The 21,792-nt window shown below is 62.1% G+C and carries 21 protein-coding genes; 12 read left to right on the top strand and 9 right to left on the bottom strand.

Annotated elements, in window-relative coordinates:
• Nucleotides 1-8: 8 nt before the first annotated feature.
• The 4 genes from moaB to GHK62_RS08585 form a co-directional block, all read right to left on the bottom strand.
• On the bottom strand, nucleotides 9-551 hold the full coding sequence (moaB, locus tag GHK62_RS08600) for a molybdenum cofactor biosynthesis protein B (RefSeq protein WP_153438115.1): 543 nt from the start codon (nucleotides 549-551) through the stop codon (nucleotides 9-11).
• Nucleotides 552-557: 6 nt separating this feature from the next.
• Nucleotides 558-1,466, bottom strand: a complete 909-nt coding sequence (locus tag GHK62_RS08595; RefSeq protein WP_153438113.1) for a 4-(cytidine 5'-diphospho)-2-C-methyl-D-erythritol kinase — start codon at nucleotides 1,464-1,466, stop codon at nucleotides 558-560.
• Between the two features lie 4 nt (nucleotides 1,467-1,470).
• Nucleotides 1,471-3,294, bottom strand: a complete 1,824-nt coding sequence (locus tag GHK62_RS08590; RefSeq protein ID WP_153438111.1) for a tetratricopeptide repeat protein — start codon at nucleotides 3,292-3,294, stop codon at nucleotides 1,471-1,473.
• Nucleotides 3,295-3,446: 152 nt separating this feature from the next.
• Nucleotides 3,447-4,463, bottom strand: coding sequence for a polyprenyl synthetase family protein (locus GHK62_RS08585; protein ID WP_153438109.1), 1,017 nt, complete (start codon nucleotides 4,461-4,463; stop codon nucleotides 3,447-3,449).
• Nucleotides 4,464-4,572: 109 nt separating this feature from the next.
• Here GHK62_RS08585 and GHK62_RS08580 point away from each other — a divergent pair, with 109 nt between their 5' ends.
• The 5 genes from GHK62_RS08580 to GHK62_RS08560 all read left to right on the top strand — a co-directional run bounded on the left by GHK62_RS08580 (nucleotide 4,573) and on the right by GHK62_RS08560 (nucleotide 8,042).
• The gene (locus tag GHK62_RS08580) at nucleotides 4,573-4,794 is read left to right on the top strand and encodes a putative signal transducing protein (RefSeq protein ID WP_153438107.1); all 222 of its coding nucleotides are present in this window, start codon (nucleotides 4,573-4,575) and stop codon (nucleotides 4,792-4,794) included.
• Between the two features lie 52 nt (nucleotides 4,795-4,846).
• The gene (locus GHK62_RS08575; RefSeq protein ID WP_153438105.1) at nucleotides 4,847-5,620 is read left to right on the top strand and encodes a tRNA1(Val) (adenine(37)-N6)-methyltransferase; all 774 of its coding nucleotides are present in this window, start codon (nucleotides 4,847-4,849) and stop codon (nucleotides 5,618-5,620) included.
• 85 nt (nucleotides 5,621-5,705) lie between these two features.
• Nucleotides 5,706-6,572: a S49 family peptidase gene (locus tag GHK62_RS08570; RefSeq protein WP_153438103.1), complete on the top strand. Its 867-nt coding sequence runs from the start codon at nucleotides 5,706-5,708 to the stop codon at nucleotides 6,570-6,572.
• Nucleotides 6,573-6,783: 211 nt separating this feature from the next.
• The gene (locus GHK62_RS08565; protein ID WP_153438102.1) at nucleotides 6,784-6,975 is read left to right on the top strand and encodes a hypothetical protein; all 192 of its coding nucleotides are present in this window, start codon (nucleotides 6,784-6,786) and stop codon (nucleotides 6,973-6,975) included.
• Nucleotides 6,976-7,079: 104 nt separating this feature from the next.
• Entirely contained in the window at nucleotides 7,080-8,042 is a 963-nt protein-coding gene (locus tag GHK62_RS08560) for a glycine--tRNA ligase subunit alpha (RefSeq protein WP_153438100.1), read from the top strand.
• Between the two features lie 43 nt (nucleotides 8,043-8,085).
• Here GHK62_RS08560 and GHK62_RS08555 read toward each other — a convergent pair whose 3' ends face one another.
• The gene (locus tag GHK62_RS08555) at nucleotides 8,086-8,289 is read right to left on the bottom strand and encodes a hypothetical protein (RefSeq protein WP_153438099.1); all 204 of its coding nucleotides are present in this window, start codon (nucleotides 8,287-8,289) and stop codon (nucleotides 8,086-8,088) included.
• 250 nt (nucleotides 8,290-8,539) lie between these two features.
• On the opposite strand from GHK62_RS08555, the gene GHK62_RS08550 reads away from it, so the two are divergent.
• The 7 genes from GHK62_RS08550 to GHK62_RS08520 all read left to right on the top strand — a co-directional run bounded on the left by GHK62_RS08550 (nucleotide 8,540) and on the right by GHK62_RS08520 (nucleotide 15,895).
• Complete coding sequence (locus tag GHK62_RS08550; protein WP_153438097.1) at nucleotides 8,540-9,088, top strand: LemA family protein; 549 nt, start codon at nucleotides 8,540-8,542, stop codon at nucleotides 9,086-9,088.
• A 22-nt stretch (nucleotides 9,089-9,110) separates the two neighbouring features.
• Nucleotides 9,111-11,051, top strand: coding sequence for a DUF2207 domain-containing protein (locus GHK62_RS08545; RefSeq protein WP_153438096.1), 1,941 nt, complete (start codon nucleotides 9,111-9,113; stop codon nucleotides 11,049-11,051).
• Between the two features lie 104 nt (nucleotides 11,052-11,155).
• On the top strand, nucleotides 11,156-13,321 hold the full coding sequence (gene glyS, locus GHK62_RS08540) for a glycine--tRNA ligase subunit beta (protein ID WP_153438094.1): 2,166 nt from the start codon (nucleotides 11,156-11,158) through the stop codon (nucleotides 13,319-13,321).
• Nucleotides 13,322-13,421: 100 nt separating this feature from the next.
• A complete protein-coding gene (locus GHK62_RS08535; RefSeq protein ID WP_153438092.1) occupies nucleotides 13,422-14,288 on the top strand; it encodes an AraC family transcriptional regulator in 867 nt (288 codons plus the stop codon).
• A gap of 80 nt (nucleotides 14,289-14,368) precedes the next feature.
• Nucleotides 14,369-14,749: a cupin domain-containing protein gene (locus GHK62_RS08530; RefSeq protein WP_153438090.1), complete on the top strand. Its 381-nt coding sequence runs from the start codon at nucleotides 14,369-14,371 to the stop codon at nucleotides 14,747-14,749.
• A 16-nt stretch (nucleotides 14,750-14,765) separates the two neighbouring features.
• The gene (locus tag GHK62_RS08525; RefSeq protein WP_153438088.1) at nucleotides 14,766-15,353 is read left to right on the top strand and encodes a LysE family translocator; all 588 of its coding nucleotides are present in this window, start codon (nucleotides 14,766-14,768) and stop codon (nucleotides 15,351-15,353) included.
• Nucleotides 15,354-15,397: 44 nt separating this feature from the next.
• Nucleotides 15,398-15,895, top strand: a complete 498-nt coding sequence (locus GHK62_RS08520; protein WP_153438086.1) for a 2-thiouracil desulfurase family protein — start codon at nucleotides 15,398-15,400, stop codon at nucleotides 15,893-15,895.
• Between the two features lie 325 nt (nucleotides 15,896-16,220).
• Here the strand turns inward: GHK62_RS08520 and GHK62_RS08515 are convergent, their stop codons facing one another.
• From GHK62_RS08515 to GHK62_RS08500, 4 genes are all read right to left on the bottom strand, one after another.
• On the bottom strand, nucleotides 16,221-16,739 hold the full coding sequence (locus GHK62_RS08515; protein ID WP_153438084.1) for a plant virulence effector HPE1-like domain-containing protein: 519 nt from the start codon (nucleotides 16,737-16,739) through the stop codon (nucleotides 16,221-16,223).
• A 169-nt stretch (nucleotides 16,740-16,908) separates the two neighbouring features.
• Nucleotides 16,909-18,180, bottom strand: a complete 1,272-nt coding sequence (purD, locus tag GHK62_RS08510) for a phosphoribosylamine--glycine ligase (protein ID WP_153438082.1) — start codon at nucleotides 18,178-18,180, stop codon at nucleotides 16,909-16,911.
• 88 nt (nucleotides 18,181-18,268) lie between these two features.
• On the bottom strand, nucleotides 18,269-20,659 hold the full coding sequence (locus tag GHK62_RS08505) for a putative bifunctional diguanylate cyclase/phosphodiesterase (RefSeq protein WP_184108445.1): 2,391 nt from the start codon (nucleotides 20,657-20,659) through the stop codon (nucleotides 18,269-18,271).
• Nucleotides 20,656-21,696, bottom strand: coding sequence for a polyamine ABC transporter substrate-binding protein (locus GHK62_RS08500; protein ID WP_153438080.1), 1,041 nt, complete (start codon nucleotides 21,694-21,696; stop codon nucleotides 20,656-20,658). The genes GHK62_RS08505 and GHK62_RS08500 overlap by 4 nt, the downstream gene beginning before the upstream one ends.
• Between the last annotated feature and the right edge of the window lie 96 nt (nucleotides 21,697-21,792).

The raw sequence follows: 21,792 nt of genomic DNA, 5'->3' as shown, positions 1-21,792 counted from the left end.
GGACGCAATCAGCCGCGTTTGAGGTGCTCGTCCAGCCGCGGCATGATTTCAACGAAATTGCAGGGCATGTGCCGATAGTCGAGCTGTTGTTTCAGGATGCCGTCCCATGCGTCCTTGCAGGCGCCCGGTGATCCCGGCAGGACGAAGATGAATGTGGCATTGGCAACGCCACCGGTGGCTCGCGACTGGATCGTCGACGTGCCGATCTTCTCGTAAGAGATCCGGTGGAACACTTCGGAAAAGCCGTCCATGCGCTTTTCAAACAGTGGCTCAAGCGCCTCCGGCGTCACGTCGCGGCCGGTGAAGCCGGTGCCTCCGGTGGTAATGACCACGTCGATCGCCTCGTCCAGCGTCCAGGCCTTCACCTGATCGTAGATCTTCTGCCGGTCGTCGGTGACGATCTCCCGTGCTTCGAGCCGATGGCCGGCCGCGCGTATGCGCGCCTCAAGCGTGTCGCCTGACCTGTCGTCGGCGCGCGTACGGCTGTCGGACACCGTGAGCACGGCAATGCCGACGGGAATGAAGGGACGGCCTTCGTCGATGCCTGGCATTGGGTGCTAATCTCTCCGTGTAGTTCGCGCGGCGCAAACGTACCATTCCGGATGGCTGGCGGAAATACGCTCGGCGGCCCGATGCGCGCTTTCGTCGCTGTCGAACAGCCCGAAGCAGGTGGCGCCGGAGCCGGACATGCGCACAAGCGTGGCGCCCGCCGCCTTCAGGCTAACGGACACTTCCTCGATCACCGGAACGAGCCTCCGCGCCGGCGCCTCCAGATCGTTGCGCATATCGCCCATCGCCGACAACCATTCCGCCGCCGTGTTCATGCCTTTCGGCAGGTCGAGCGGTGGATTCACCTTGTTGACGAGCGTCCGGAAGATCATCGGCGTCGAGACGGCGACCAGCGGATTGACGAGAACGATTGCAAAGGATGGGAGATCGGGAAGGGCGGTGATCTCTTCGCCGATTCCCTCGGCGAGAAGCGGCCGGCCATCGAGGCACATCGGCACATCCGCCCCGAGTTCGAGCGCAACCGCACCGAGCCTTGCCGGCTCGACGGACGCGCCCCAGAGTGTAAGGAGACCACGAAGCGTTGCCGCCGCATCCGCCGAACCGCCACCAATGCCGGAGGCCACCGGCAGGTTCTTTTCGAGATGGAGATGGACCGGACCGGCGGCGATGCCTCGTGACATCAGGTCTCTTCGCAGCAGGTCGCGCGCGCGCAGCACCAGATTGCCGCCCGTTTTCTCCGCCGAAAGCGGCAACCCGTCCGCAAAGCGCCCGGACACCGTGAAGCGGTCGGCGTCAGCCGACGCAAGCCCGATCCGGTCGCCGCAATCCGCGAAGGTAACGAGGCTTTGGAGAAGATGGTGGCCGTCGGCGCGCTGGCCGACGACATGCAGCGCCAGATTGATCTTGGCGGGCGCCGCGCATGTCAGCGCGAAGCCCGGAATGTCGTCCAAATGCATATTCTCAGGATTTCTTGCCCGGCGTCGCGGGCCCCGTCTTCTTCGGCAACTCCTTGGCGTCGGCCGCGGCAGGAACCTGCGGCTTGACGGGCGGCAAGCCGTTTTCGATCTTTGCCTTGATCTTCGGAATTTCTGCTTCCTCGGGCTTCAATTCCAGTGCCTGATTCCACTGGAATACCGCTTCGAGCTTGCGTCCGACCCGCCAGTAAGCATCGCCGAGGTGGTCGTTGATCGTGGCGTCGCCCGCCATCAGCTCGGCCGCCCGCTCGAGTTCTGTTACCGCATCGTCAAACCGGTTCATCCGGAAATAGGCCCATCCGAGCGAATCGACGATGTAGCCGTCGTCGGGCTTGAGCTCGACGGCCTTGCGGATCATGTTTAGGCCCTCGTCGAGGTTAATGTTCATGTCGACCCAGGAGTAGCCGAGATAGTTCAGGACCTGCGGCTGGTCCGGATTGAGCTCCAGCGCCTTGCGGAAATTCGGCTCGGCCTTCTCCCAGATCTTCTGCCGCTCGTACGCGATGCCGCGCTGGAAGAACACGGTCCAGTCGCCGCGTTTCGGTACCGGACCGATGGCCGCCACGGCGCGGTCGTAGACTTCGCCCATCTCCTTGTAATCCTTGGCGTCCGACAGAACGCTGCCATAGGCGAGATAGTTGCGGATATTCTTCGGATCGACGTCGATCAGCGCTCTCAGGTGCTTTTTGGCCTCATCGACCTTGCCGACGCTGGCAAGGCTAAGGCCAAGCTGGAGCTCGGAAAGGCGGCGCATCGGAGAACCTTCCGGCACGCTCTTGTAAAGCGCAATCGCCTCATCCTGCTTCTTCAGGTTTTCGGCAATGCCGCCGAGCATGACGAGGATGTCGGCACTTTCCGGATCGAGCTGGCGTGCAGTCTGCAGATAAAGCGAAACGACGTCTTCCGCGCCTTCGCGATTGAGTGCGCCTCCGACGGAAAAGAGCACGGCGGCGGCGCCTTGTACGGCGGTGCGAACCTGCTGTTCCTGAGGCTTGCCTTCCTCGATGCTCTTTCTCAGCGCCTCGAGCGGCGTGTAGTTGTTGACCATACCTTCGCCGACGGCAATCGTATCGAGCGCCTTTTGCTTGTTACCCTCGCGAGCCTCGAAGCGTGCCAGTGCCTCGACCGAACGCATGAATGTGTCCGGGGCGGCGCTGCCGCCTTCTCGGTCGAGAATGGCGTCGTTGAGCCGTGCGCGTGCCGTTGCCTTGTCGCCGGCGGCAAGCGCGATCGCGCCGGCGTGATAGTTCTTGAAGACACGGAACCATTCCGGGCCCTCAAGCGCCTTGATCTGCGCGAGCGCTTCCTTCGGCCGCCCCTGGCCGAACTTCGCCCAGGAGGACAGAAGCGTATTCATCAGCCGGTCGAGATCGTTAGGGCCGTCATAGGCGAGGAGCTTTTGGGCGCTGCGGTATTCGCGCTTGCGGATCGCCTCGATGGCACGGACCACCGTCGTGATCCGTTCGACGGCCGGATCGGACTTGAGGTCGTCGGCGATCTTGACGCCCTCATCAAGCTTGCCTGCCATGAGCAGCGTGATCATCAGCCGCTGCTTGACGTCGTTGTTGTCCGGTTCCAACCGCAGGGCAATCTTGTAGAGCTCGGTTGCTGATGCGAAGTCGCGATCCACATCGGCCGTGCGGGCGGCGAGAAATGCGCCGGAAAAGGTGTCGACCGATCTGATGTCGAAAGGCTTCGTGTCTTCGACCGCCGCCTTTTCCTCGGCAAAAGCCTGATAGCTGCCGGACACTGATGCGAAAGCAAGCAGTGCTGCGCTGCTAAGAAGGCGAAGGAATGTATTTTGCCGCATATCAAACCTTTCATTGCCGACGGTGCGTTTTGCTTCACCGTCGCTGGTTGTTCCGGATCGATCAGAGATTGCCGGAAGCAAGTCTTGAGGAACAGAATGGCTTTTTTGGCGCAACGCGGCAAGAAATTCCTAATATGGAATTGTCCGCCGGTCTAGCTTACTCGATCGATGCAGAAATCGATCACCTCTATCAGCGCTGATTTCCAGGGAGAAGCCGGCAACGGCGCCAATGCGTCACGCGCGATTGTGCCATAATGCTGCGCACGCGCAATCGTGTCGCTCAGCCCGCCATAGCGCCGGATGAGGCCGAGCGCCTTTTCAAGATTGGCACCGTCGCTGTTTCCTCCTTCGATGGCTTCGCGCCAGAAGGTGCGGTCTTCCGGCGTACCGCGGCGATAGGAGAGGATGACCGGCAGCGTGATCTTGCCTTCACGGAAATCATCGCCGACATTCTTGCCGAGTTCGCTCGAAGAGCCGCCGTAGTCGAGCACATCGTCGACCAATTGGAAGGCCAAGCCGAGGTTCATGCCGTAGGACTTCAGCGCCTTGCGGTTCGCATTGCTGGTTGCCGCGACGATCGGTCCGACTTCCGCCGCCGCCGCGAAGAGTGCCGCCGTCTTGGCGCGGATCACCTGCAGGTAGTCGTCTTCGGTTGTCTCCATGTTCTTGGCGACCGAAAGCTGCAGGACTTCGCCTTCTGCAATGACCGAGGCCGCCGTCGAAAGCACGTCGAGGGCCTCGAGCGAGCCGACATCGACCATCATGCGGAATGCCTGACCGAGCAGGAAGTCGCCAACGAGCACGCTTGCCTGGTTGCCCCAGATCGTGCGCGCCGTCGATTTGCCACGCCTGAGGTCGCTTTCGTCCACGACGTCGTCGTGCAGCAGTGTCGCCGTATGCATGAACTCGACGCTGGTTGCGAGCTTGACGTGGGCGTCGCCCTCGTAGCCGAACAGCGAGGCGGCGGCGAGCGTGAGCATGGGGCGCAGGCGTTTGCCGCCGGACGAAATCAGGTGGTTGGCGACCTCCGGGATCATCTGGACATCGGAGCCGGCCTTGGACAGGATCAATTGATTGACCCGTTCCATGTCGGACATGGTCAGGTCGACGAGCGGCTTCACAGACGCCTGTTTGTTTTTATTGTCTTCCAGCGGTATCACTACGCCCAACGCCCGGACTCCTGTTTCATCGTCGATTTCGACAATAGAAAGAGGGCTTTCAGGCGGCAAGAGGCGAATTGCCTCGCGTGCTTGAAATAAGACAGGAAAACCGAGCCGAATGAAGGAACTGATCCGCACCAACGACGCCGTACTCCTCTCCTTCGCCGAAAGCCTGATGAAGGATGCCGGAATCGGCTGCCTTATTGCCGATCAGGGAATGAGTATTTTGGAGGGCTCGCTTGGACTTTTGCCGCGCCGTTTCATGGTTGCGGAGGATGATGCCGAGAAGGCGAGGCGGATCCTGATCGATGCGGGCCTGGAACAGGAATTGCGGCAGTGATTTCGGCTTTTCCGGGAACCACTTGCGACCTTCCTTATGGAGGGGCGGTGCAATGACGGCGATGCCGGAAACCGTGGATGCCTTCCACCGCGGCCGATTTCACTTGATTCAGCCGCTGGGCCAGGGGCATCGCTCGGGAATGGATGCGATGCTCCTCGCCTCGCTCGTTTCCTGCCGCGATCGCTGCCGCGTGGCCGATTTCGGTGCCGGTGCAGGCGCCGCCGGCATGGCGGTCGCCTCGAGGCTCGAGGAGGCTGACGTGCTCCTGGTGGAGCGTTCGGCCGTCATGGCCGGTTTCGCTCGCCGCAGCCTCGCACTGCCGCAGAACGCATATTTCGCTTCGAGGGTCTCGGTCCTCGAGGCGGACGTGTCGCTGAACGGCAAGGCGCGCGCCGCCGCGGGTCTGCCGGATGATGCCTTCGATCATGTCATCATGAACCCGCCGTTCAACGATGCCGCGGACCGGAAGACGCCGGACAGCCTCAAGGCCGAGGCCCACGCGATGACCGACGATCTTTTCGAGGCTTGGATCAAGACCGCAGGGGCGATCATGAAACCAGGCGGGCAGCTGTCTCTCATTGCCCGGCCGGAGTCGATCGCCGAGATCATCGCGGCATGCGGTCGGCGTTTCGGCGGTATCGAGATCACGCCGCTTCTCCCGCGCGCGGGCGAGAACGCCGTTCGCATCCTCGTGACGGCGATCAAGCAGAGCCGAAAGCGATTGGCTCTGCGCGCGCCGCTCATCATGCACGACGAGGGAACACACCGGTTTTCTCCGGAAGTGGATGACCTCAACAATGGGCGGGCCGCTTACCGCCGTCGGTGATAAAACGTAAGCGAAAAAACGAGGCATTGTGTTTGCGACGGCAGTGCATACATGCAGAACAGGTTTATGACGGGCAGGAGTTGAAATGGCCGGATTCTTGAAAAGGCTAGTGCCGAAGCGGTTCCGCGGGGAGGGATTGACGATCCCGGCGATCCGGCTTCACGGAGCGATCATGGCCGGCGGTGGCCAGTTTCGCCCGGTTCTCAACCTTGCGACTGTGGCCCCGCTTCTGGACAAGGCCTTCTCGGTCAAGGATGCGCCGGCGGTTGCCATCTCCATCAACTCGCCGGGCGGCTCGCCGGTGCAGTCGCGCCTGATTTACCAGCGCATCCGCGATCTCGCGGAAGAAAAGAAGAAGCGCGTCCTCATCTTCGTCGAAGACGTGGCTGCGTCCGGCGGCTACATGATCGCGCTTGCCGGCGATGAGATCATCGCCGATCCGACCTCGATTGTCGGCTCGATCGGCGTCGTTTCCGGTGGATTCGGGTTTCCCGAACTCCTGAAGAAGATCGGTGTCGAGCGTCGCGTCTACACGGCGGGTGAAAACAAGGTGGTGCTCGATCCGTTCCAGCCGGAAAAGGAGCGCGACGTCGAGTTTCTCAAGAGCTTGCAGCTTGAGATCCACGACACGTTCATCCAGATGGTCAAGACCCGCCGGGGAGCCCTTCTGGCCGACCATCCCGATATCTTCTCCGGCCTTTTCTGGACCGGTCGGCGTGGGCAGGAACTCGGCCTTGTCGACGCACTTGGCGATATGCGCGGAGAGGTGAGAAGACGCTATGGCGCAAAAACGCGGCTCGAATTGATCCAGCCGGCGCGCAGCCTCTTCGGCCGCCGCCAGCCGGGCGCGGCCGTTGCCGCCGCGATCGCAGCACCCCTGGCGGCATCCGCGGCGGCGGGGCTTGCCGAAGCGCTTGAGGAAAGGGCGCTGTGGGCGCGGTACGGGCTCTAGTGCATGTCGCCCAAAAGTGTGTAGCGGTTTTGGGACAACGACATGCATAAGAGCATGACCTAAGGCGCGTCGCATGAGTCCGACTGAACGCGACGCGCTTTAGGCGCGCTGCTCCACCCCTCGCGTCTGGTCAGGCGCACCAGGTGGAAGTAGAACTTTGAGAGGCTGTATCGCTTCGCCGGAATCGGAGGAAGCGTGCAGAGGAGGAACAATGCCGCAGCTCATCCTGCTCGTGATCATCGGTATTATCGCCTGGCTCGGTTATCGGAAATTCATCGCCGACGCCGAAAAGCTGGCGCGGCAGCGCGAGCGCCTGCGCCGCGAACAGCAGACCGGCGCCAATGGAACTCTTGTCAAGGATCCGAAGACCGGAGAATACCGCCTGAAGCGCGATGACGAGTGAAAGACGCATGCCTCATCCCTGACGCGGACTAGGTAAGACGCTTGACCCTTGCTTTGTGGCATGGCACCTGTCCGGCAAATTTCGAAGAACTCGGACGTGATCCTATGACCACCGCCTCCCTCCCGGACCATATGAACCCGAAACGCTCCTTTCAGGCGCTGATCCTGACGTTGCACAACTATTGGGCCGATAAGGGCTGCGCTGTGCTCCAGCCCTACGACATGGAGGTTGGCGCCGGTACGTTTCATCCGGCGACGACGCTGCGTGCGCTTGGACCGAAACCGTGGCGTGCGGCTTACGTCCAGCCGTCGCGCCGCCCGACCGACGGGCGCTATGGCGAGAACCCGAACCGGCTTCAGCACTATTACCAGTACCAGGTGCTCCTGAAGCCGAACCCGTCGAACCTGCAGGAACTCTATCTCGGCTCGCTGCGCGCGATCGGCCTCGACCCGCTGCTGCACGACATCCGCTTCGTCGAGGACGATTGGGAGAGCCCGACGCTTGGCGCCTGGGGTCTCGGTTGGGAGTGCTGGTGCGACGGCATGGAAGTGTCGCAGTTCACCTATTTCCAGCAGGTCTGCGGCATCGAGTGCTCGCCCGTTTCCGGCGAACTGACCTATGGTCTCGAGCGCCTCGCCATGTATGTCCAGGGCGTCGACAATGTTTACGACCTGAACTTCAACGGCCGCGAGGGCGCCGAGAAGATCAGCTATGGCGACGTTTTCCTGCAGGCCGAGCAGGAATATTCCCGATACAATTTCGAATATGCCAACACGGCGATGCTCCATCAGCATTTCATCGATGCCGAGAAGGAGTGCCTGGCACTGCTGGCGGCCGGCGCACCCGGTGACAGCAGCAACAATCGCCTGCATAAATGCGTCTTCCCCGCCTATGACCAGTGCATCAAGGCGAGCCACGTCTTCAATCTGCTGGATGCGCGCGGTGTGATTTCCGTGACGGAGCGCCAGAGCTATATCCTGCGCGTCCGCACGCTGGCAAAGGCTTGCGGCGAGGCGTTCCTGCTGACCGACGCCGGCGGCGCCAACTGGAGCAGGGAAGCAGCATAGTGGACGAGGTCGCAGGCCTCCGCCTGTTTCGATCGAAAGATCGTTAGCGGCACGGGCCTCGGGCGCATCGGCGCGTATCCGTCAACAGCAGACCTGCGATCGGATATATCTCCGCCGACAACTGGCCGCCATAAGTCTGCAGGGCACGGCGCACGCCGTTCGGCCTGTCGCCCTGGGCTCCGCTCGCATAGGCAACGAAGAGGGCCAGGAAGGCGATTACGTTGATGTGGGTTGCGAGCGTTTTCATGGTCCTGGGCTTTTCGTCTTGAGTTGGCCGATGAGGCGAATTTCGCCTATCTTTGGTTTCAGCGCCGTTCCCGGCGGAACAGCTTTGTAGTTGCAGCCAGTGGTCGATTCCGATGTAAGGAAATCGAGCTCGCGCAGGCCAGGCGAGCCGCTCGCAACTTTGCGGCCGCCCGTTGCTTTGATTGCAAAAAATGCCTTTCAAGCTGGAAAGCCGGTGCTAATCTCTGGCGGATTCTCAAGGAGGGGCTTTCATGATCGGACTGGCAATTGGCGTCGCGGTGATCCTTTATCTGGTTTTTGTCTACAACGGCCTGGTCAAGGCGCGGCAAGTCACCGAAGAGGCGTGGTCCGGCATCGACGTGCAATTGAAGCGGCGCGCGGATCTGATCCCCAACCTGATCGAAACGGTGAAGGGCTATGCGGCGCACGAAAAGTCGACGCTTGAAGAGGTCGTCGCGCTGCGCAATCGAGCGCAGGCCATGCCGCAGGGCGACGTTGCCGGCCGGGCCGCCGTCGAAGGCGCTCTTTCACAGGCGCTCGGCAAGCTCTTTGCGCTCGCGGAAGCCTATCCGGATCTCAAGGCCAACGAGAATTTTGCGGAGCTCCAGCGCACGCTTGAGACGATCGAAGGCGAGATCCAGATGTCCCGGCGCTATTACAACGGCGCTGCCCGTGACCTTAACGTGAAGGTCGAAAGCTTCCCGTCCAATCTGATCGCCAATGCCTTCCGCTTTGCCAAGGCCGGTTATTTCGAGATTGCCAACGAAGCGGACCGGGCGGTGCCATCGGTCAAGTTCTGACGATGCGGAGAAGGAAATTGCGATGAAGCGTTTTTCCGCAGCGCTTGCGTTTGTTCTTCTCGTCCTTGTTTGGCCACTCACCGTAGCCGCGCAAGAGTTTATCTCGTCGTTCCATTCGGTCATCGAGGTCGCCAAGGACGGAACGCTCACCGTGACCGAGACGATCACGGCCAATGTCGAGGGCAACCAGATCCGGCGCGGCATCTATCGCGATTTCCCGCTGACCTTCGCCGATGCGCGCGGCCGGCGCAGCAAGGTCGACTTCGATCTCATCTCCGTGGAACGCGACGGCGAGAAGGAGAGCTACCGCACCGAATCGATCGACCGCGGTATCCGCATCTATACCGGCGAGGCCGACGTGTTCCTGCCGCGCGGGGAACACACGTTCCAGATCACCTATGAGACAAGCCGGCAGATACGTTTCTTCGACGATCACGACGAACTTTATTGGAATGTGACCGGAACCGAGTGGGCCTTCCCGATCGAGGAGGCAACCGCCACCGTCACCTTGCCGAGGGGCGTGAAATCCGAAGCGCTCGACGTGTTTACCGGCGGTTATGGCGCAACGGGCAAGGATGCTCGGGCGGTCGAGGAGGGGGACGAGATCTTCTTCGCGACGACGCGTCGGCTGCGCCCGCGGGAAGGTCTGACGATCGCCGTCAAGCTGCCGAAGGGCAGCATCGACCGGCCAAGCGCATCCGAGGAAAACATCTGGTGGCTGCGCGACCATCTGGCTCTGGTCATTGCCGGTGCGGGCCTTGTCGTTGTCGCGCTCTACTACGGACGCGCCTGGGTGCGCGTCGGCCGCGACCCTGAGCGCGGTGTGATGGTGCCGCGCTGGGACGCGCCGGATGGCATTTCGCCGGCGCTCGTCAACTATATCGACAACAAGGGGTTCTCCGGCGAGGGATGGACCGCGCTGTCGGCCGCCGCGCTCAACCTGGCGGTCAAGGGCTATGTTGTCCTCGACGACCTCAAGAAGGCGATCGTCATCACCGCGACGGGCAAGGCGGGTGCCGAAAAGCTGCCGATCGGCGAGGCGGCGCTGATGAAGGCGGTTGGGACTGCGGGCGGCAAGCTCACGATCGATCGGGCGAACGGCAAGACGGTCGAGGCGGCGGGGTCTGCCTTCCGCAGTTCGATGGAGCGGGAACACCGCGGCAAGTACTACCGCGCCAACGTCGCCTATATTGTCGGCGGCGTCGTGCTTTCGCTGCTTGCCTTGGCCGCACTCTTCATCTTTGGCGATCTTAGCGAGGAAAGCATTCCGCTGGTCATCGTGCCGGTCTTCATCGCCTTTTTCGTCTCGATTTTCGCCGTCTCCGTTGGCAAGTCGTTGCGGCGCGGCTCGAGCCTCGCGCGCCGGATCATGTCGATCGTGCTCCTCGCCTTCTTCGCCTTCGTGTTCCTTACGATATTTTCCGGAGTCCTGGCTGCCATCGTCTTCTCGGCGACTGGCGCGGACGACCTGCCGCTGCTCTTCGCGGTTGGCGGTATCGTGCTCGTCAATGTGCTTTTCTTCTTCCTGATGGGGGCCCCGACGCCGCTCGGCACCCGGATGATGGACGGAATCGACGGGCTGCGGCAATACATGACGCTCGCCGAGAAGGACCGGATGAACCTCCAGGGCGCGCCGGAAATGTCGCCCCGGCACTTCGAGACGCTGCTCCCCTATGCCGTGGCGCTTGGCGTCGAGAAGCCATGGACGGAGACATTCGACCGCTGGCTGCTTGCCGCGTCCGCGGGTGCCGCTGCTGCCGCTGCCTATCAGCCGAGCTGGTATCACGGCGATTACTTTGGCCCTGGTTCCTTCGGCGACAGGATCGGCGGGTTCGCCGGTTCGATGGCGGACACCATGACGTCGTCCCTGCCGCCGCCGCCCAAGAGCTCGTCCTCGGGCTTTTCCACCGGTGGTGGCTTTTCCGGCGGCGGCGGCGGTGGTGGTGGCGGTGGCGGCTGGTAGTGCCGTCGCTACAGGCCAATTTCCTTGCCGGGCTTGGTGACTTTTTCATCGGAGCTTGCTAAGTCCGCCGCAACCGTCCGGAACAGAACAAAGTCCAGAGTCCCATGCCTGATCTTCTTATCGAACTGCGCTCCGAAGAAATCCCCGCCCGCATGCAGCGCAAGGCGGCGGGCGACTTGAAGAAGCTCGTGACGGATGCGTTGGTCGACGCGGGTCTGACCTATGAGGGCGCGCGTGAATATTGGACGCCGCGCCGGCTGACGCTCGATATCCGCGGCCTGAATGCGCGGTCTGCCGATATTCGCGAGGAGCGCAAGGGGCCGCGCACCGACGCCAACGAAAAGGCGATTGAGGGCTTCCTGCGCGGTGCGGGCCTCTCGTCGATCAGCGAGGCCCATGTCCACAGCGATCCAAAGAGGGGCGACTTTTATGTCGCCCATATTCTCAAGCCAGGCCGGGACGCCGAGGAGATCATCGCCGAGATAATGCCGGGGATCATCCGCAATTTCCCCTGGCCGAAATCAATGCGTTCCGGTGCCGCCTCAGCGAAGCCCGGAAGCCTGCGCTGGGTGCGCCCGCTCCAGTCGATCGTCTGCACCTTCGGTTCGGAGACGGAGGAAACCAGGGTTGTTCCGTTCGAGGTCGACGGTATCGTCGCCTCCAACGTGACCTATGGCCACCGTTTCCATGCGCCTGAGCCGATCGCCGTTCGCCGGTTTGCCGATTACGCTGAGAAGCTCGAAAGGGCGAAGGTCGTGATCGATGCCGAGCGCCGCAAGCAGATCATCTCCGCCGACGCCCACAACGTCGCCTTCGCCAGCGGCCTTGAACTCGTCGAGGACGAGGGTCTGCTCGAGGAAGTGTCGGGCCTTGTCGAGTGGCCGCAAGTGCTGATGGGAAGTTTTGAGGAGAGCTATCTCGAAATCCCGTCGGAAATCATCCGCCTGACGATCAAGACCAACCAGAAGTGCTTCGTCACGCGCGAGCCGGGCGCCGAGACGCTGTCGAACAAATTCATCCTCGTGTCGAACATCGAGGCCAAGGACGGCGGCAAGGAAATCGTCCACGGCAACGGCAAGGTCGTGCGCGCGCGCCTCTCGGACGCGGCGCATTTCTGGAAGCGGGACCAGGGCAACCTGCCCGATCTCGAAACGCTCGAGCCGTCCGCGAAGAAATTCGGGCTCGACCTCAGGAAGCCGCTCGACCAGCGCATGGCAAAGCTCGACGCGTTGAACGTGACGTTCCACGCCAAGCTCGGCACGCAGGGCGAACGCGTCGCCCGCATCCGCTCACTGGCCGCGGAGCTCGCCAAGGTCACCCGCGCGGACGTTGCCGAGGTCGACCGCGCCGCCGTGCTGGCCAAGGCGGATTTGCGGACCGAAGCCGTCGGGGAGTTCCCCGAGCTTCAGGGCATCATGGGTCACAAATATGCGGTGCTGCAGGGCGAGACACCCGCCGTCGCCAATGCAATCGAGGACCACTACAAGCCCCAGGGACCGTCCGACCGCGTGCCGGCCGATCCCGTTGCCGTAACCGTTGCGCTTGCCGACAAACTCGACACCCTTGTCGGCTTCTGGGCGATCGACGAAAAGCCGACGGGCTCGAAGGACCCCTATGCGCTGCGCCGTGCCGCGCTCGGCGTGATCCGGCTCATCCTGGAAGGCAAGGCGCGCCTGCCGCTCCGACCTGTTTTCGAAATTGCGCTCGCGGGGATAAAGGAGCAGAGGCCGGAGGTCGCCGGTGATATTTCTGCCGATCTTCTCGCCTTTTTCCATGACCGGCTGAAGGTTTATCTGCGTGACCTTGGCGCACGTTACGATCTGATCGACGCGGTATTGGCAGCGGACGCCGACGACCTGCTGCTGATCGCGCGGCGCGTCGAGGCGCTGACGGCTTTCATTACCGCCGAGGAGGGCAAGAACCTGCTGGCGGGCACCAAGCGCGCAACGCAGATCCTGGCGGCTGAGGAGAAGAAGGGCACGGAAGTCGCCGCTTCCGTCGACGAGCGGCTCTTCAAGCTCGATGCCGAGCGGACCCTCCACGCATCGATCAAGGTCGCGACCGGCGATGCCCGTGACGCAATCGTCAAGGAGGACTTCCGCTCGGCCATGGCGGCGTTGTCGAAACTTCGTGAGCCAGTCGATCAATTCTTCGATGATGTCCTGGTAAATGACGAGGACACAGCGATCCGTGCCAACCGCCTGGCATTGCTGGGGCTCATCCGCTCCGCCACGGGGGCGGTTGCGGATTTCTCGAAGATTGCTGGGTAGCGACTGTCATTCTCGTGCGGTTGACTGCACCTGCTCGGGCAGGCCCGCGTCGAGTCCCTTTGCATCGACAAGCGAGAGCAATTGGCCTATCTCGTAGGGCATGACGAGTGAGCATCCGAGTGCAGGTGAGGGCATCATCGAGCCGCTGGCCCGTGAGCACCGCGGCGACTGGATAGCGGTTGCCGACGACGCTGTGCCGTTCGAGCGCATCGAAGCCTTCTTCGCCGGCCCGGCCTATGAGCCGCACCGGCACGATACCTACGCCATCGGGCAGACGCTTTCCGGCGTCCAGAGCTTCCACTATCGCGGCGCCGATCGCTTCAGTCTCCCCGGCAGGACGATGGTGCTCCATCCCGACGAGTTGCATGACGGTCATGCGGGCAGCGATGACGGTTTCCGCTACCGCATGATCTACATCGAGCCGGCCGCCATCCAAAGCGTCCTTGGTGGCCGCCCGCTGCCCTTCATTGTCGGCGGCATTTCATCCGATCCGCGGCTCTTTGCAGCGGTTCGCGCGCTCCTGCCTGCAACGGACGCCCGGATCGAAGCGCTGGAGTTCGACGACGGCCTTTTCGAGCTTGCCCATGCGCTCGAAGCCGCCGCCGGCGGCTCTTCGCCCGGCCGCTGTGCGCTGGACTACCGTGCGGCGGAACGGGCGCGGCTCTACCTGCACGATTTGCCGGAGGGCACGGTTACGCTCGAGACGCTTGAGGCAATCAGCGGTCGGGACCGTTGGGGACTTAGCCGCGACTTCCGGCGGCTGTTCGGTACGAGTCCCTATCGCTATCTCGTGCAACGCCGGCTGGAGGCGGTGAAAGCCGATCTGAGACGAGGGACATCGCCCGCAGAGGCTGCGCTGGATGCCGGTTTTGCCGACCAGGCGCATATGAACCGCCATTTCAAGAAGGCCTTCGGTCTTTCACCCGGACGCTGGCTGCGGATGGCGGGCAAACCAGCCTGGAGTTGAACGCTCCGCCTCGCACGATTGTTCAATACCGCTTGCGATGATCGCCTTAACCTCGTTCGAAATGGCAGGAGGAAGCGGCAATGGATGCGTCGAAGCGGACCTATGCGCCGGTCAATTTTCAGGACAAGCTGGCGCGGTTTTCGGACCAGTGGCAGCCGCGCGTGATCGCGGAAATCAACGGCTATCAGGTCAAGATCGTTCGCATCGAGGGCGATTTCGTCTGGCATGATCATCCGGAAACGGATGAGGCCTTCATCGTGTTGGACGGCACGCTTCGGATCGATTTCCGCGACGGTTCGGTCAACGTGGGCCCGGGCGAGATGTACGTCGTACCGAAGGGCGTCGAGCACAAGCCCTTTGCCGACCGTGAGGTGAAGATGCTGCTCATCGAACCGCGCGGCATCCTGAACACCGGGCATGAGGGCGGTGAGCGCACGGCTGAAAACGATCTCTGGATCTGACACAGAGGATGTGGCCATGGCTGGAGATCTCGCTCTCCTTGTTCTTGCCGCGCTGCCGCTGATGGGCAGTCCGGGTCCAGCAACGCTCAGCCTCGCCGGCATGGGCGCGGCCCACGGCGTGCGGCTGAGCGCGCACTACGCCGCGGGCGTCAATATCGGCACGATTGCCGTCGTGCTGGCGATCGCAGCGGGCGTAACAGCCGTTATTCTCGAACTGCCGGGCATGAAGCCGGCGCTCATGGTCCTCGCCGGCGCCTACATGATCTATCTCGCGTGGCATATCGCCACCGCGCCGCCCGTTGCCACTGAAGACCAGGGCTCGAACGCTCCGTCCTTTCTGAGCGGCCTCGTGCTCGCGATCGCCAACCCCAAAGCCTATGCCGCGATCGGCGCCGTTTATGCGGGCAGCGCTACCGGCGCCGGCGAAGGCGCCATGGCGAAGGTTATCGCTCTCAGCATCCTCGCAATCGTTGTAAACACGACCTGGCTCTGGTTCGGTGCCGCTATGGCGGCAATCCTCCACGACCCGCGAAAGGCGCGTGTCGCCAATCTGATCTTCGCTTTCCTTTTGCTGGCCTCCATCGCCCTGCCGTTGCTCCGGTAGATTCGCCGCTTGAAAGGACGCGTGGTTACCGCTTATGAAGCGGCATGACCGCCAAGATCCTCGTCAGTGCCTGTCTCATGGGCCATGCGGTGCGTTATGACGGCGCATCGAAGCCGCTTGCTCACCCGGCGATCGATCGCTGGCGCGAGGAGGGTCGGCTGGTGACGATCTGTCCCGAGATGTCGGCCGGCATGCCGGTTCCACGACCTCCGGCGGAGATCGCGGACGGACAAGCGGGAACCGACGTGCTTTCGGGAAAGGCCCGGGTGGTCGAAAACACCGGCCGCGACGTGACGGAGGAATTTGTTCGCGCAGCCGAAAATGCCCTGGCGCTTGCGCTGGAAACCGGCTGTCGCTTCGCGCTGCTGATCGACGGCAGTCCGTCCTGCGGTTCACGCTTCATCTACGATGGCAACTTCAGCGGCGCCCGGCACTCGGGCATGGGCGTGACCGCCGCATTGCTGCGGCAGAACGGCATCGAGGTTTATTCCGACAGCGAAATAGATCGCCTCGTCGCCGCTGCAGGTTTCCTTGAATCGTAGCCGAAAAACATGCAGCAATTCGAAGTGCTTCAGCGTTCTTTGCGCGCCCGACAAGACACGGCGCTGTAGGGCAGATGAAGGTTACAGCGCCGTGCGCCGTTTGGGACGCTCAAAGGACGCTGTAACTCTTTGATTCCACGCATCGTGCTTTCCGAAAATCGGGTTTTCGGGCCGATGCGCTAGGCCGTGCGCGGAATGGGGTTTCCTCCAAAAGATTACGCCCCTGCTTCTCTCAGGGGCGCAATCTCTCGCCATTGCAGCGAAGGCCCGCCAGCCGTGAGTAAGGGGTCAGCTGGACGGGGCAGGGAACTGTATTTATATGGTTTTACTCTAGCCGAAGTTCGAATCCAGCCGGATCAAATTCCTGTGAGTTGCCCGCCATTGAGGCTGCAACCGGTTCCGCGCGCGAGATTGGAAGAACAGCCGCAGTTTTCGCCGTCTCATCGATCTCGACGGAAACGACTTCATGCGTGCCGGGCTGACTAAGATCCACGCTTGCGGACGCATTCGCCGTTGCCGGCTCGATTTTCATCGCCGCGGCTCTCACGACTTCCTCGGGTGCCTTGCTGACGAAGACGACCGGTGATCCGCCGAGCCAGGCTTCGGTACGCACCAGCTTTACCTCGCCACCGACTTCCTTGAGTTCGACCTTGTCGGTGCCGGGAGCGATCTCGGGGACGACATAGGAGGACTTCTTTTTCGGCTGCAGCGGCGGGCAGTCCACGCAGGAAACCGTAGCGACACTGGAGTTGACCGCCTTGCCGGAGACGACGTCCTCGATCGACGATGCGGCGGCCGTACCGGCGAGAAGCGCGCAAGTGGCGGCGATAAGCAGGGAACGCATTGGATTCTCCTCGAAACTATCGAGGGCGACGATATGTGTTTTCCCTTACCTTCCCGTCATGAGGATTGGTAAAAATTGAATGATGCCGGCTTTTTCGCTTAATGCATGTCGCCCAAAAGTGCGCCGCATTTGTGCGACGTCAGGTGATCTCACCTGACTGCAAAATGCTCTAGGCGGTTTCCCGCGCGACGGCGCGCCAGCCGATGTCGTGACGATAGAATCCGTTTTCCCATGAGACGCCGCGCAACGTCGCGTAGGCAGCGTCCTTAGCCTCGCTGACGCTTTCGCCCATCGCCGTGACATTGAGCACGCGGCCGCCGGTCGCGACCAACTGATCGTCCTTCATCGCCGTGCCGGCATGGAACACCTTGGTCGTTGCGGATTCGTCGGGGAGGGCAGTGATCGGCGTGTTCTTCTCGTAGGCGCCCGGATATCCTCGCGAGGCCATGACGACAGTCAGCGCCGCCTTGTCGCGCCAGTCCACGCTCATCTCGCCAAGCGTTCCCGTCGCTGCCGCGTAAAGCAGCGGCAACAGATCGCTCTTCATACGCATCATAAGCACCTGGCACTCGGGGTCACCGAAGCGGACATTGTATTCGATGAGCTCCGGGCCTTTTCTGGTGATCATCAGCCCGGCGAAAAAGACCCCGGTGAACGGATAGCCGCTGTCCGCCATGCCGCGCATCGTCGGCTCGATGATCTCCCTCATCGTGCGCTCGACCATTTCCGCCGTCATTACCGGCGCCGGCGAATAGGCGCCCATGCCGCCGGTGTTTGGCCCCGTGTCGCCGTCGCCGACGCGCTTGTGATCCTGCGCTGAGGCGAGCGGCAGGGCGTTCTTGCCGTCGCAGAGACAGAAGAAGCTCGCTTCCTCGCCGTCGAGATAGGCCTCGACGACCACCTCGGCACCGGCTGACCCGAAGGCGCCGGCAAAGCACTCGTCGATTGCGGCGAGGGCCTCGTCAAGCGTCATGGCGACGGTTACGCCCTTGCCGGCGGCGAGCCCGTCGGCCTTGATCACGATCGGAGCACCTTGCTCCCGCACATAGGCCTTGGCCGCATCCGCCTCGGTGAAGCGTTTGTAGGCGCCGGTCGGAATGCCGTATTTCGCGCAGAGATCTTTGGTGAAGCCCTTGGAGCCTTCGAGTTGGGCAGCGGCAGCAGACGGGCCGAAGACCGCAATGCCTGCGGCGCGGAGCGTGTCCGCGAGCCCCGCGACAAGTGGCGCCTCGGGGCCGACAACGACGAAATCGATCGCAGTCCGCTGGCAGAAGTCGACCACAGCCTGCTGGTTGTCGACATCAAGGGCGACGATCGTCGCTTCTTCGGCGATACCGGGATTTCCCGGTGCGGCATAAAGCGCGGTCAGTTTCGGCGATTGTGCGATTTTCCACGCAAGCGCATGTTCGCGTCCGCCCGATCCGATCAGAAGAACCTTCATTGCCACCCTCGCCATCAGGTCATTGCTGCGCTGCGGTTAGGACGGCAAGCGGGGTAAGGTCAAGGAAAAAGCGGTCCCTGCAGCGGAATCACATGGCTACCGGGGTTGAGCGAGAGCCCGTCCGCGAGTCCTCGGCACTTCCTTCAACCGCTTCCGGCGTGGCGCGCGCTGTTCGGGTCAGCGCCCAGATTCCGAGATCGTCGAGCGAAAGCGGCTTGCTGATCAGATAGCCCTGGAACCGGTCGCAGCCCGCTGCGGTCAGCATCGCAAGCTTCTCCGGCGTGTCCACGCCTTCGCCGACCACGGCCATATCTTTCGCGTGGCAGAGGGCGACAACGGCCTTGAGGACGGGCAGGGACTGTGACGCGGTCAGGTTGGAGACGAGCGCCCTGTCGAGCTTGATCGTGTCCGCGGCATAGTCGATGATCTGCTGAACCGAAGTGTAGCCGGCGCCAAAATCGTCGATGGAGAGCCGGAAGCCCTTCTGGCGCAGATCGTCGATGTTCCGGCGCAACTGATCGCTCACCTTGACCGCGAAGGTCTCCGTCAGTTCGATGTCGATCGATTGCGGCTGAAGTCCATGGCGCTCGATGCAATCGGAGAAATAGTCGCTGATCGAGCGCGAGTGCAGTTCGGCGGAGGAAATGTTGATCGCTAGAACGGTATCGGGGCCGAAAAGCGCCTTCAACTGGCGGCAATCGGACATCGCCTTGTTGATGACCCACCAGTCGATCTTGGAAAACAGCCCGGAGCTTTCGGCGATCGGCACGAATTCGTCCGGAGTGACGTTGCCGAGAATGGGGGAGTGCCAGCGCAGCAGGGCCTCGCAACCGGTGACGCGGCCTCTCGTGTCCACGATCGGCATGTAGACGAGGTGAAACTGCTCGTCCGGATCGAGAGAGCGCAGTTCCTCCTGTATCTGGCGCAGGCGCGTGCGTTTGTCGTGCAGCGCGCGGGAGAAACGGCTGGAGCGGTTCTTGCCGGCGCTCTTGGCCTGATACATGGCGGCGTCGGCGTTGGAGATCAGTTCGGCAACATTGCTCGCATCGTCCGGACAGATCGCCGCGCCAATACTCGCCGTCACCGGATAGCGTTTGCCTGAAACCTCGAAGCCGTCGTCGAACAGAGCGAGAATTGCCGCCGCGATTTCCCGGACGGTGCCGTCGCCCGGCCTTGAGCGCACCAGCACGGCAAATTCGTCGCCGGACAGGCGGGCGAAGATCGCTGGTTTCTGTCCCCGCCTTTGGGTGATGGTGTCGACATGGTCTGCAAGTCGTGCGGCAAGTGTCTTCAAGAGCTCGTCGCCGACCTCGTGGCCATGCTTGTCGTTGACAAATTTGAAGTTGTCGATGTCGATGAACAGCAAGCTGCATTTTTCGCCGGACGAAATGGCGTCCTGAACGACGCCGGTAGCAAGCGCGTTGAAATGCGCGCGATTGCTGATGCCGGTAAGCGTGTCCGTCCATGAGCTTTTCTGCACGAGCTCGAGCGAATGAACCGACTGGCGATGCAACTCTCGGATGTTCTGCGTCAGGCGGCCGATTTCGCCCGCTTCGTCGTGATCCACGATTTCGTCGCGTGCTCCGACCATGACCGCCATGACGTTGGCGTCGAGTGTGGCGATCGGCCCGGTAATGAAGCGCCGGATCAGGAAGACGATCAGCCATATGGAAAAAAGGCTCATCGCCACTGCGCCGAGGGCGAGCAACGTCTTCTGGCGCAGCATCTGGCTGTCGAAATGCGCGTCCGAAATCGTCAGCGTCGCATAGAGCGCCGGTCCGAGAGGTGCGCTCGCCGAAAGGTCATCGGTAACGGCGAGCGGCCAGGGCTGGAGAACGATGTCGGCCTCATATTCCTTCTTCAGCGCGGCCTGCATCTGAAGGAACCGATCGGGCTGTACGGCCACCTGCATCAGAAGCGCGTTCGCCTTGTTGCTGGGCAGAGGGCGACCAAGGGTTATCGGATCGATGAACTGCGAGTAGACGATTCTGGGTCGTCCGCCGACGTCGTGAAGATAGGTCCAATCCGTAAGCTTGCTGCCCTTGACGAGTTGTCTGGCGAGTTCGACCTGTGCATGGTCGACCTCCGCAAACGGATCCCAACTGTTTTCGAAATAGTATTCCGTGTCCAGCCTGGAGGTCAGGATGACCAATGAGACGAAACCCATCGGCTCGTCCGAGAGCGACTTTACGCTCTCCTGCAGACGCACGCCAAGCGCAGTGGCGCGATAGGTTCTGTCCGTTTCGGATACGAACTGGCGCAGCGCATTGCTGTTCAGGAGAGCGTTGAGGAAACTCTTGCTCCGTCGGACCTCGTTCTGAAAGACCGCGGCCGCATGCTCGAGCCTTTGCGACAGCTTGGCGTGTTCCAGCGACCGGATCGAGCGGCTTTGGGCGATGTGGACCGAGAGGGCGGCGAGGAGGTAGCCCGCAAGCACCACAGGGAAGATGAGGATGAGTGCGCGCTTGCCGAGTGTCACTGGAAATTCGCCAACGTACTGATAATGCGCCGGCGCGCTTGCACCGACTGGACAGAGAGTTCTTGCTGATATTGGCTTTTCGCCAGGATTTCCGCAGGGGGGTAGACCGCCGCGTCGGAGCGCATCGCTTCGGGCAGGAGCTTGAGCGCCGCGCTGCTTGCTGTCGGCATGGACAGTGCCACCGCGTTTGCGGCTGCGCTCTCCGCCGAGCCGATGAAGTCGACAAATTCCAGCGCCCGCCGCTTGTTCGGCGAGCCCGCCGTCGCGGCCATGCAATCGAGCCAGGAAAGCGTGCCTTCGTTCGGGACCGAATACTTCCAGAGACCGGAGACGCCAACCTTGTCGTTGAGCACATGCTCATCACCGCTGTAGCCGAGCGCCATGTGAATGTTTCCGCCGATCGCCGGGTTCTGGATGGAGGTGACCACATAATCATAGGTCAGCACGGACGGTGCCTGTTCCTTCATGAGGTCGAAGGCGGCCTTCAGCGTCTCGTTGTCGTTGGCGTTGATCGACGCGCCGAGCAGCATCAACGGGGCAACGAAGGCCTCGTTGTGGTCGTCGAACATCGCGATGTGCTTCTTCAACGCCGGCTTCGGGCGCATTAGATCCTGCCAGGAGGTCGGGCGTTCCTTCACGACATCGGAGCGGTAGAGAATGCCCATGGTGCCCCAAAGATAGGGCAGGCCGTGCCCGGCGCAGCGCTTGCGCCATTCAGGCGCATAATCCTTGAGCGAGGGGACATTGATTTCCGTAAGCGGTTCGAGAACGCCTTTCCTGCCGAAAAGCGCTGCACCGTTTTCGCCGACGACGACGATATCAATGTTGCTGCCAGGGTCCGCCAGGATCTCGTCGCGGGCATCGCCGCTGTCATAGTTGACCTGATGGATCGCGACGCCCGTCTTCGCCGTCCAGCGGTCGACGATTTCCTGGTCGATGTAGGATTCCCAGATGAGCAGGTTGAGTGTTTCGGCGCGAGCGGCGGACGCGTATGCCAGCGTCGCCAGGAAGACGGAAAAGACCGCGCGCCCTCTCATTTCATGCCCCTGCCCAAGCCCCCATCCAATAACGCTAACGCGCAATAATTTATGAATGATTACAGAGGGTCGCGTCGGCACAAACCGGTTTCGACG

The organism is Sinorhizobium terangae, from assembly GCF_009601505.1.
GTDB classification, from domain to species: Bacteria; Pseudomonadota; Alphaproteobacteria; order Rhizobiales; family Rhizobiaceae; genus Sinorhizobium; species Sinorhizobium terangae.
This window is presented reverse-complemented; position numbering and strand designations above follow the sequence as displayed.

Bases quoted from the DNA above. Each gene is read 5' to 3' on its own strand.
- GHK62_RS08555 (WP_153438099.1), bottom strand. From the start codon at position 8,289: ATGAAAACGCTCGCAACCCACATCAACGTAATCGCCTTCCTGGCCCTC.
- GHK62_RS08570 (WP_153438103.1), top strand. From the start codon at position 5,706: ATGGCCGGATTCTTGAAAAGGCTAGTGCCGAAGCGGTTCCGCGGGGAG.
- GHK62_RS08500 (WP_153438080.1), bottom strand. From the start codon at position 21,696: ATGAGAGGGCGCGCGGTCTTTTCCGTCTTCCTGGCGACGCTGGCATAC.
- GHK62_RS08580 (WP_153438107.1), top strand. From the start codon at position 4,573: ATGAAGGAACTGATCCGCACCAACGACGCCGTACTCCTCTCCTTCGCC.
- GHK62_RS08575 (WP_153438105.1), top strand. From the start codon at position 4,847: ATGACGGCGATGCCGGAAACCGTGGATGCCTTCCACCGCGGCCGATTT.
- GHK62_RS08560 (WP_153438100.1), top strand. From the start codon at position 7,080: ATGACCACCGCCTCCCTCCCGGACCATATGAACCCGAAACGCTCCTTT.
- purD (WP_153438082.1), bottom strand. From the start codon at position 18,180: ATGAAGGTTCTTCTGATCGGATCGGGCGGACGCGAACATGCGCTTGCG.
- GHK62_RS08590 (WP_153438111.1), bottom strand. From the start codon at position 3,294: ATGCGGCAAAATACATTCCTTCGCCTTCTTAGCAGCGCAGCACTGCTT.
- GHK62_RS08595 (WP_153438113.1), bottom strand. From the start codon at position 1,466: ATGCATTTGGACGACATTCCGGGCTTCGCGCTGACATGCGCGGCGCCC.
- GHK62_RS08520 (WP_153438086.1), top strand. From the start codon at position 15,398: ATGACCGCCAAGATCCTCGTCAGTGCCTGTCTCATGGGCCATGCGGTG.
- GHK62_RS08515 (WP_153438084.1), bottom strand. From the start codon at position 16,739: ATGCGTTCCCTGCTTATCGCCGCCACTTGCGCGCTTCTCGCCGGTACG.
- GHK62_RS08530 (WP_153438090.1), top strand. From the start codon at position 14,369: ATGGATGCGTCGAAGCGGACCTATGCGCCGGTCAATTTTCAGGACAAG.
- GHK62_RS08535 (WP_153438092.1), top strand. From the start codon at position 13,422: ATGACGAGTGAGCATCCGAGTGCAGGTGAGGGCATCATCGAGCCGCTG.
- glyS (WP_153438094.1), top strand. From the start codon at position 11,156: ATGCCTGATCTTCTTATCGAACTGCGCTCCGAAGAAATCCCCGCCCGC.
- GHK62_RS08545 (WP_153438096.1), top strand. From the start codon at position 9,111: ATGAAGCGTTTTTCCGCAGCGCTTGCGTTTGTTCTTCTCGTCCTTGTT.
- GHK62_RS08565 (WP_153438102.1), top strand. From the start codon at position 6,784: ATGCCGCAGCTCATCCTGCTCGTGATCATCGGTATTATCGCCTGGCTC.
- GHK62_RS08525 (WP_153438088.1), top strand. From the start codon at position 14,766: ATGGCTGGAGATCTCGCTCTCCTTGTTCTTGCCGCGCTGCCGCTGATG.
- GHK62_RS08550 (WP_153438097.1), top strand. From the start codon at position 8,540: ATGATCGGACTGGCAATTGGCGTCGCGGTGATCCTTTATCTGGTTTTT.
- moaB (WP_153438115.1), bottom strand. From the start codon at position 551: ATGCCAGGCATCGACGAAGGCCGTCCCTTCATTCCCGTCGGCATTGCC.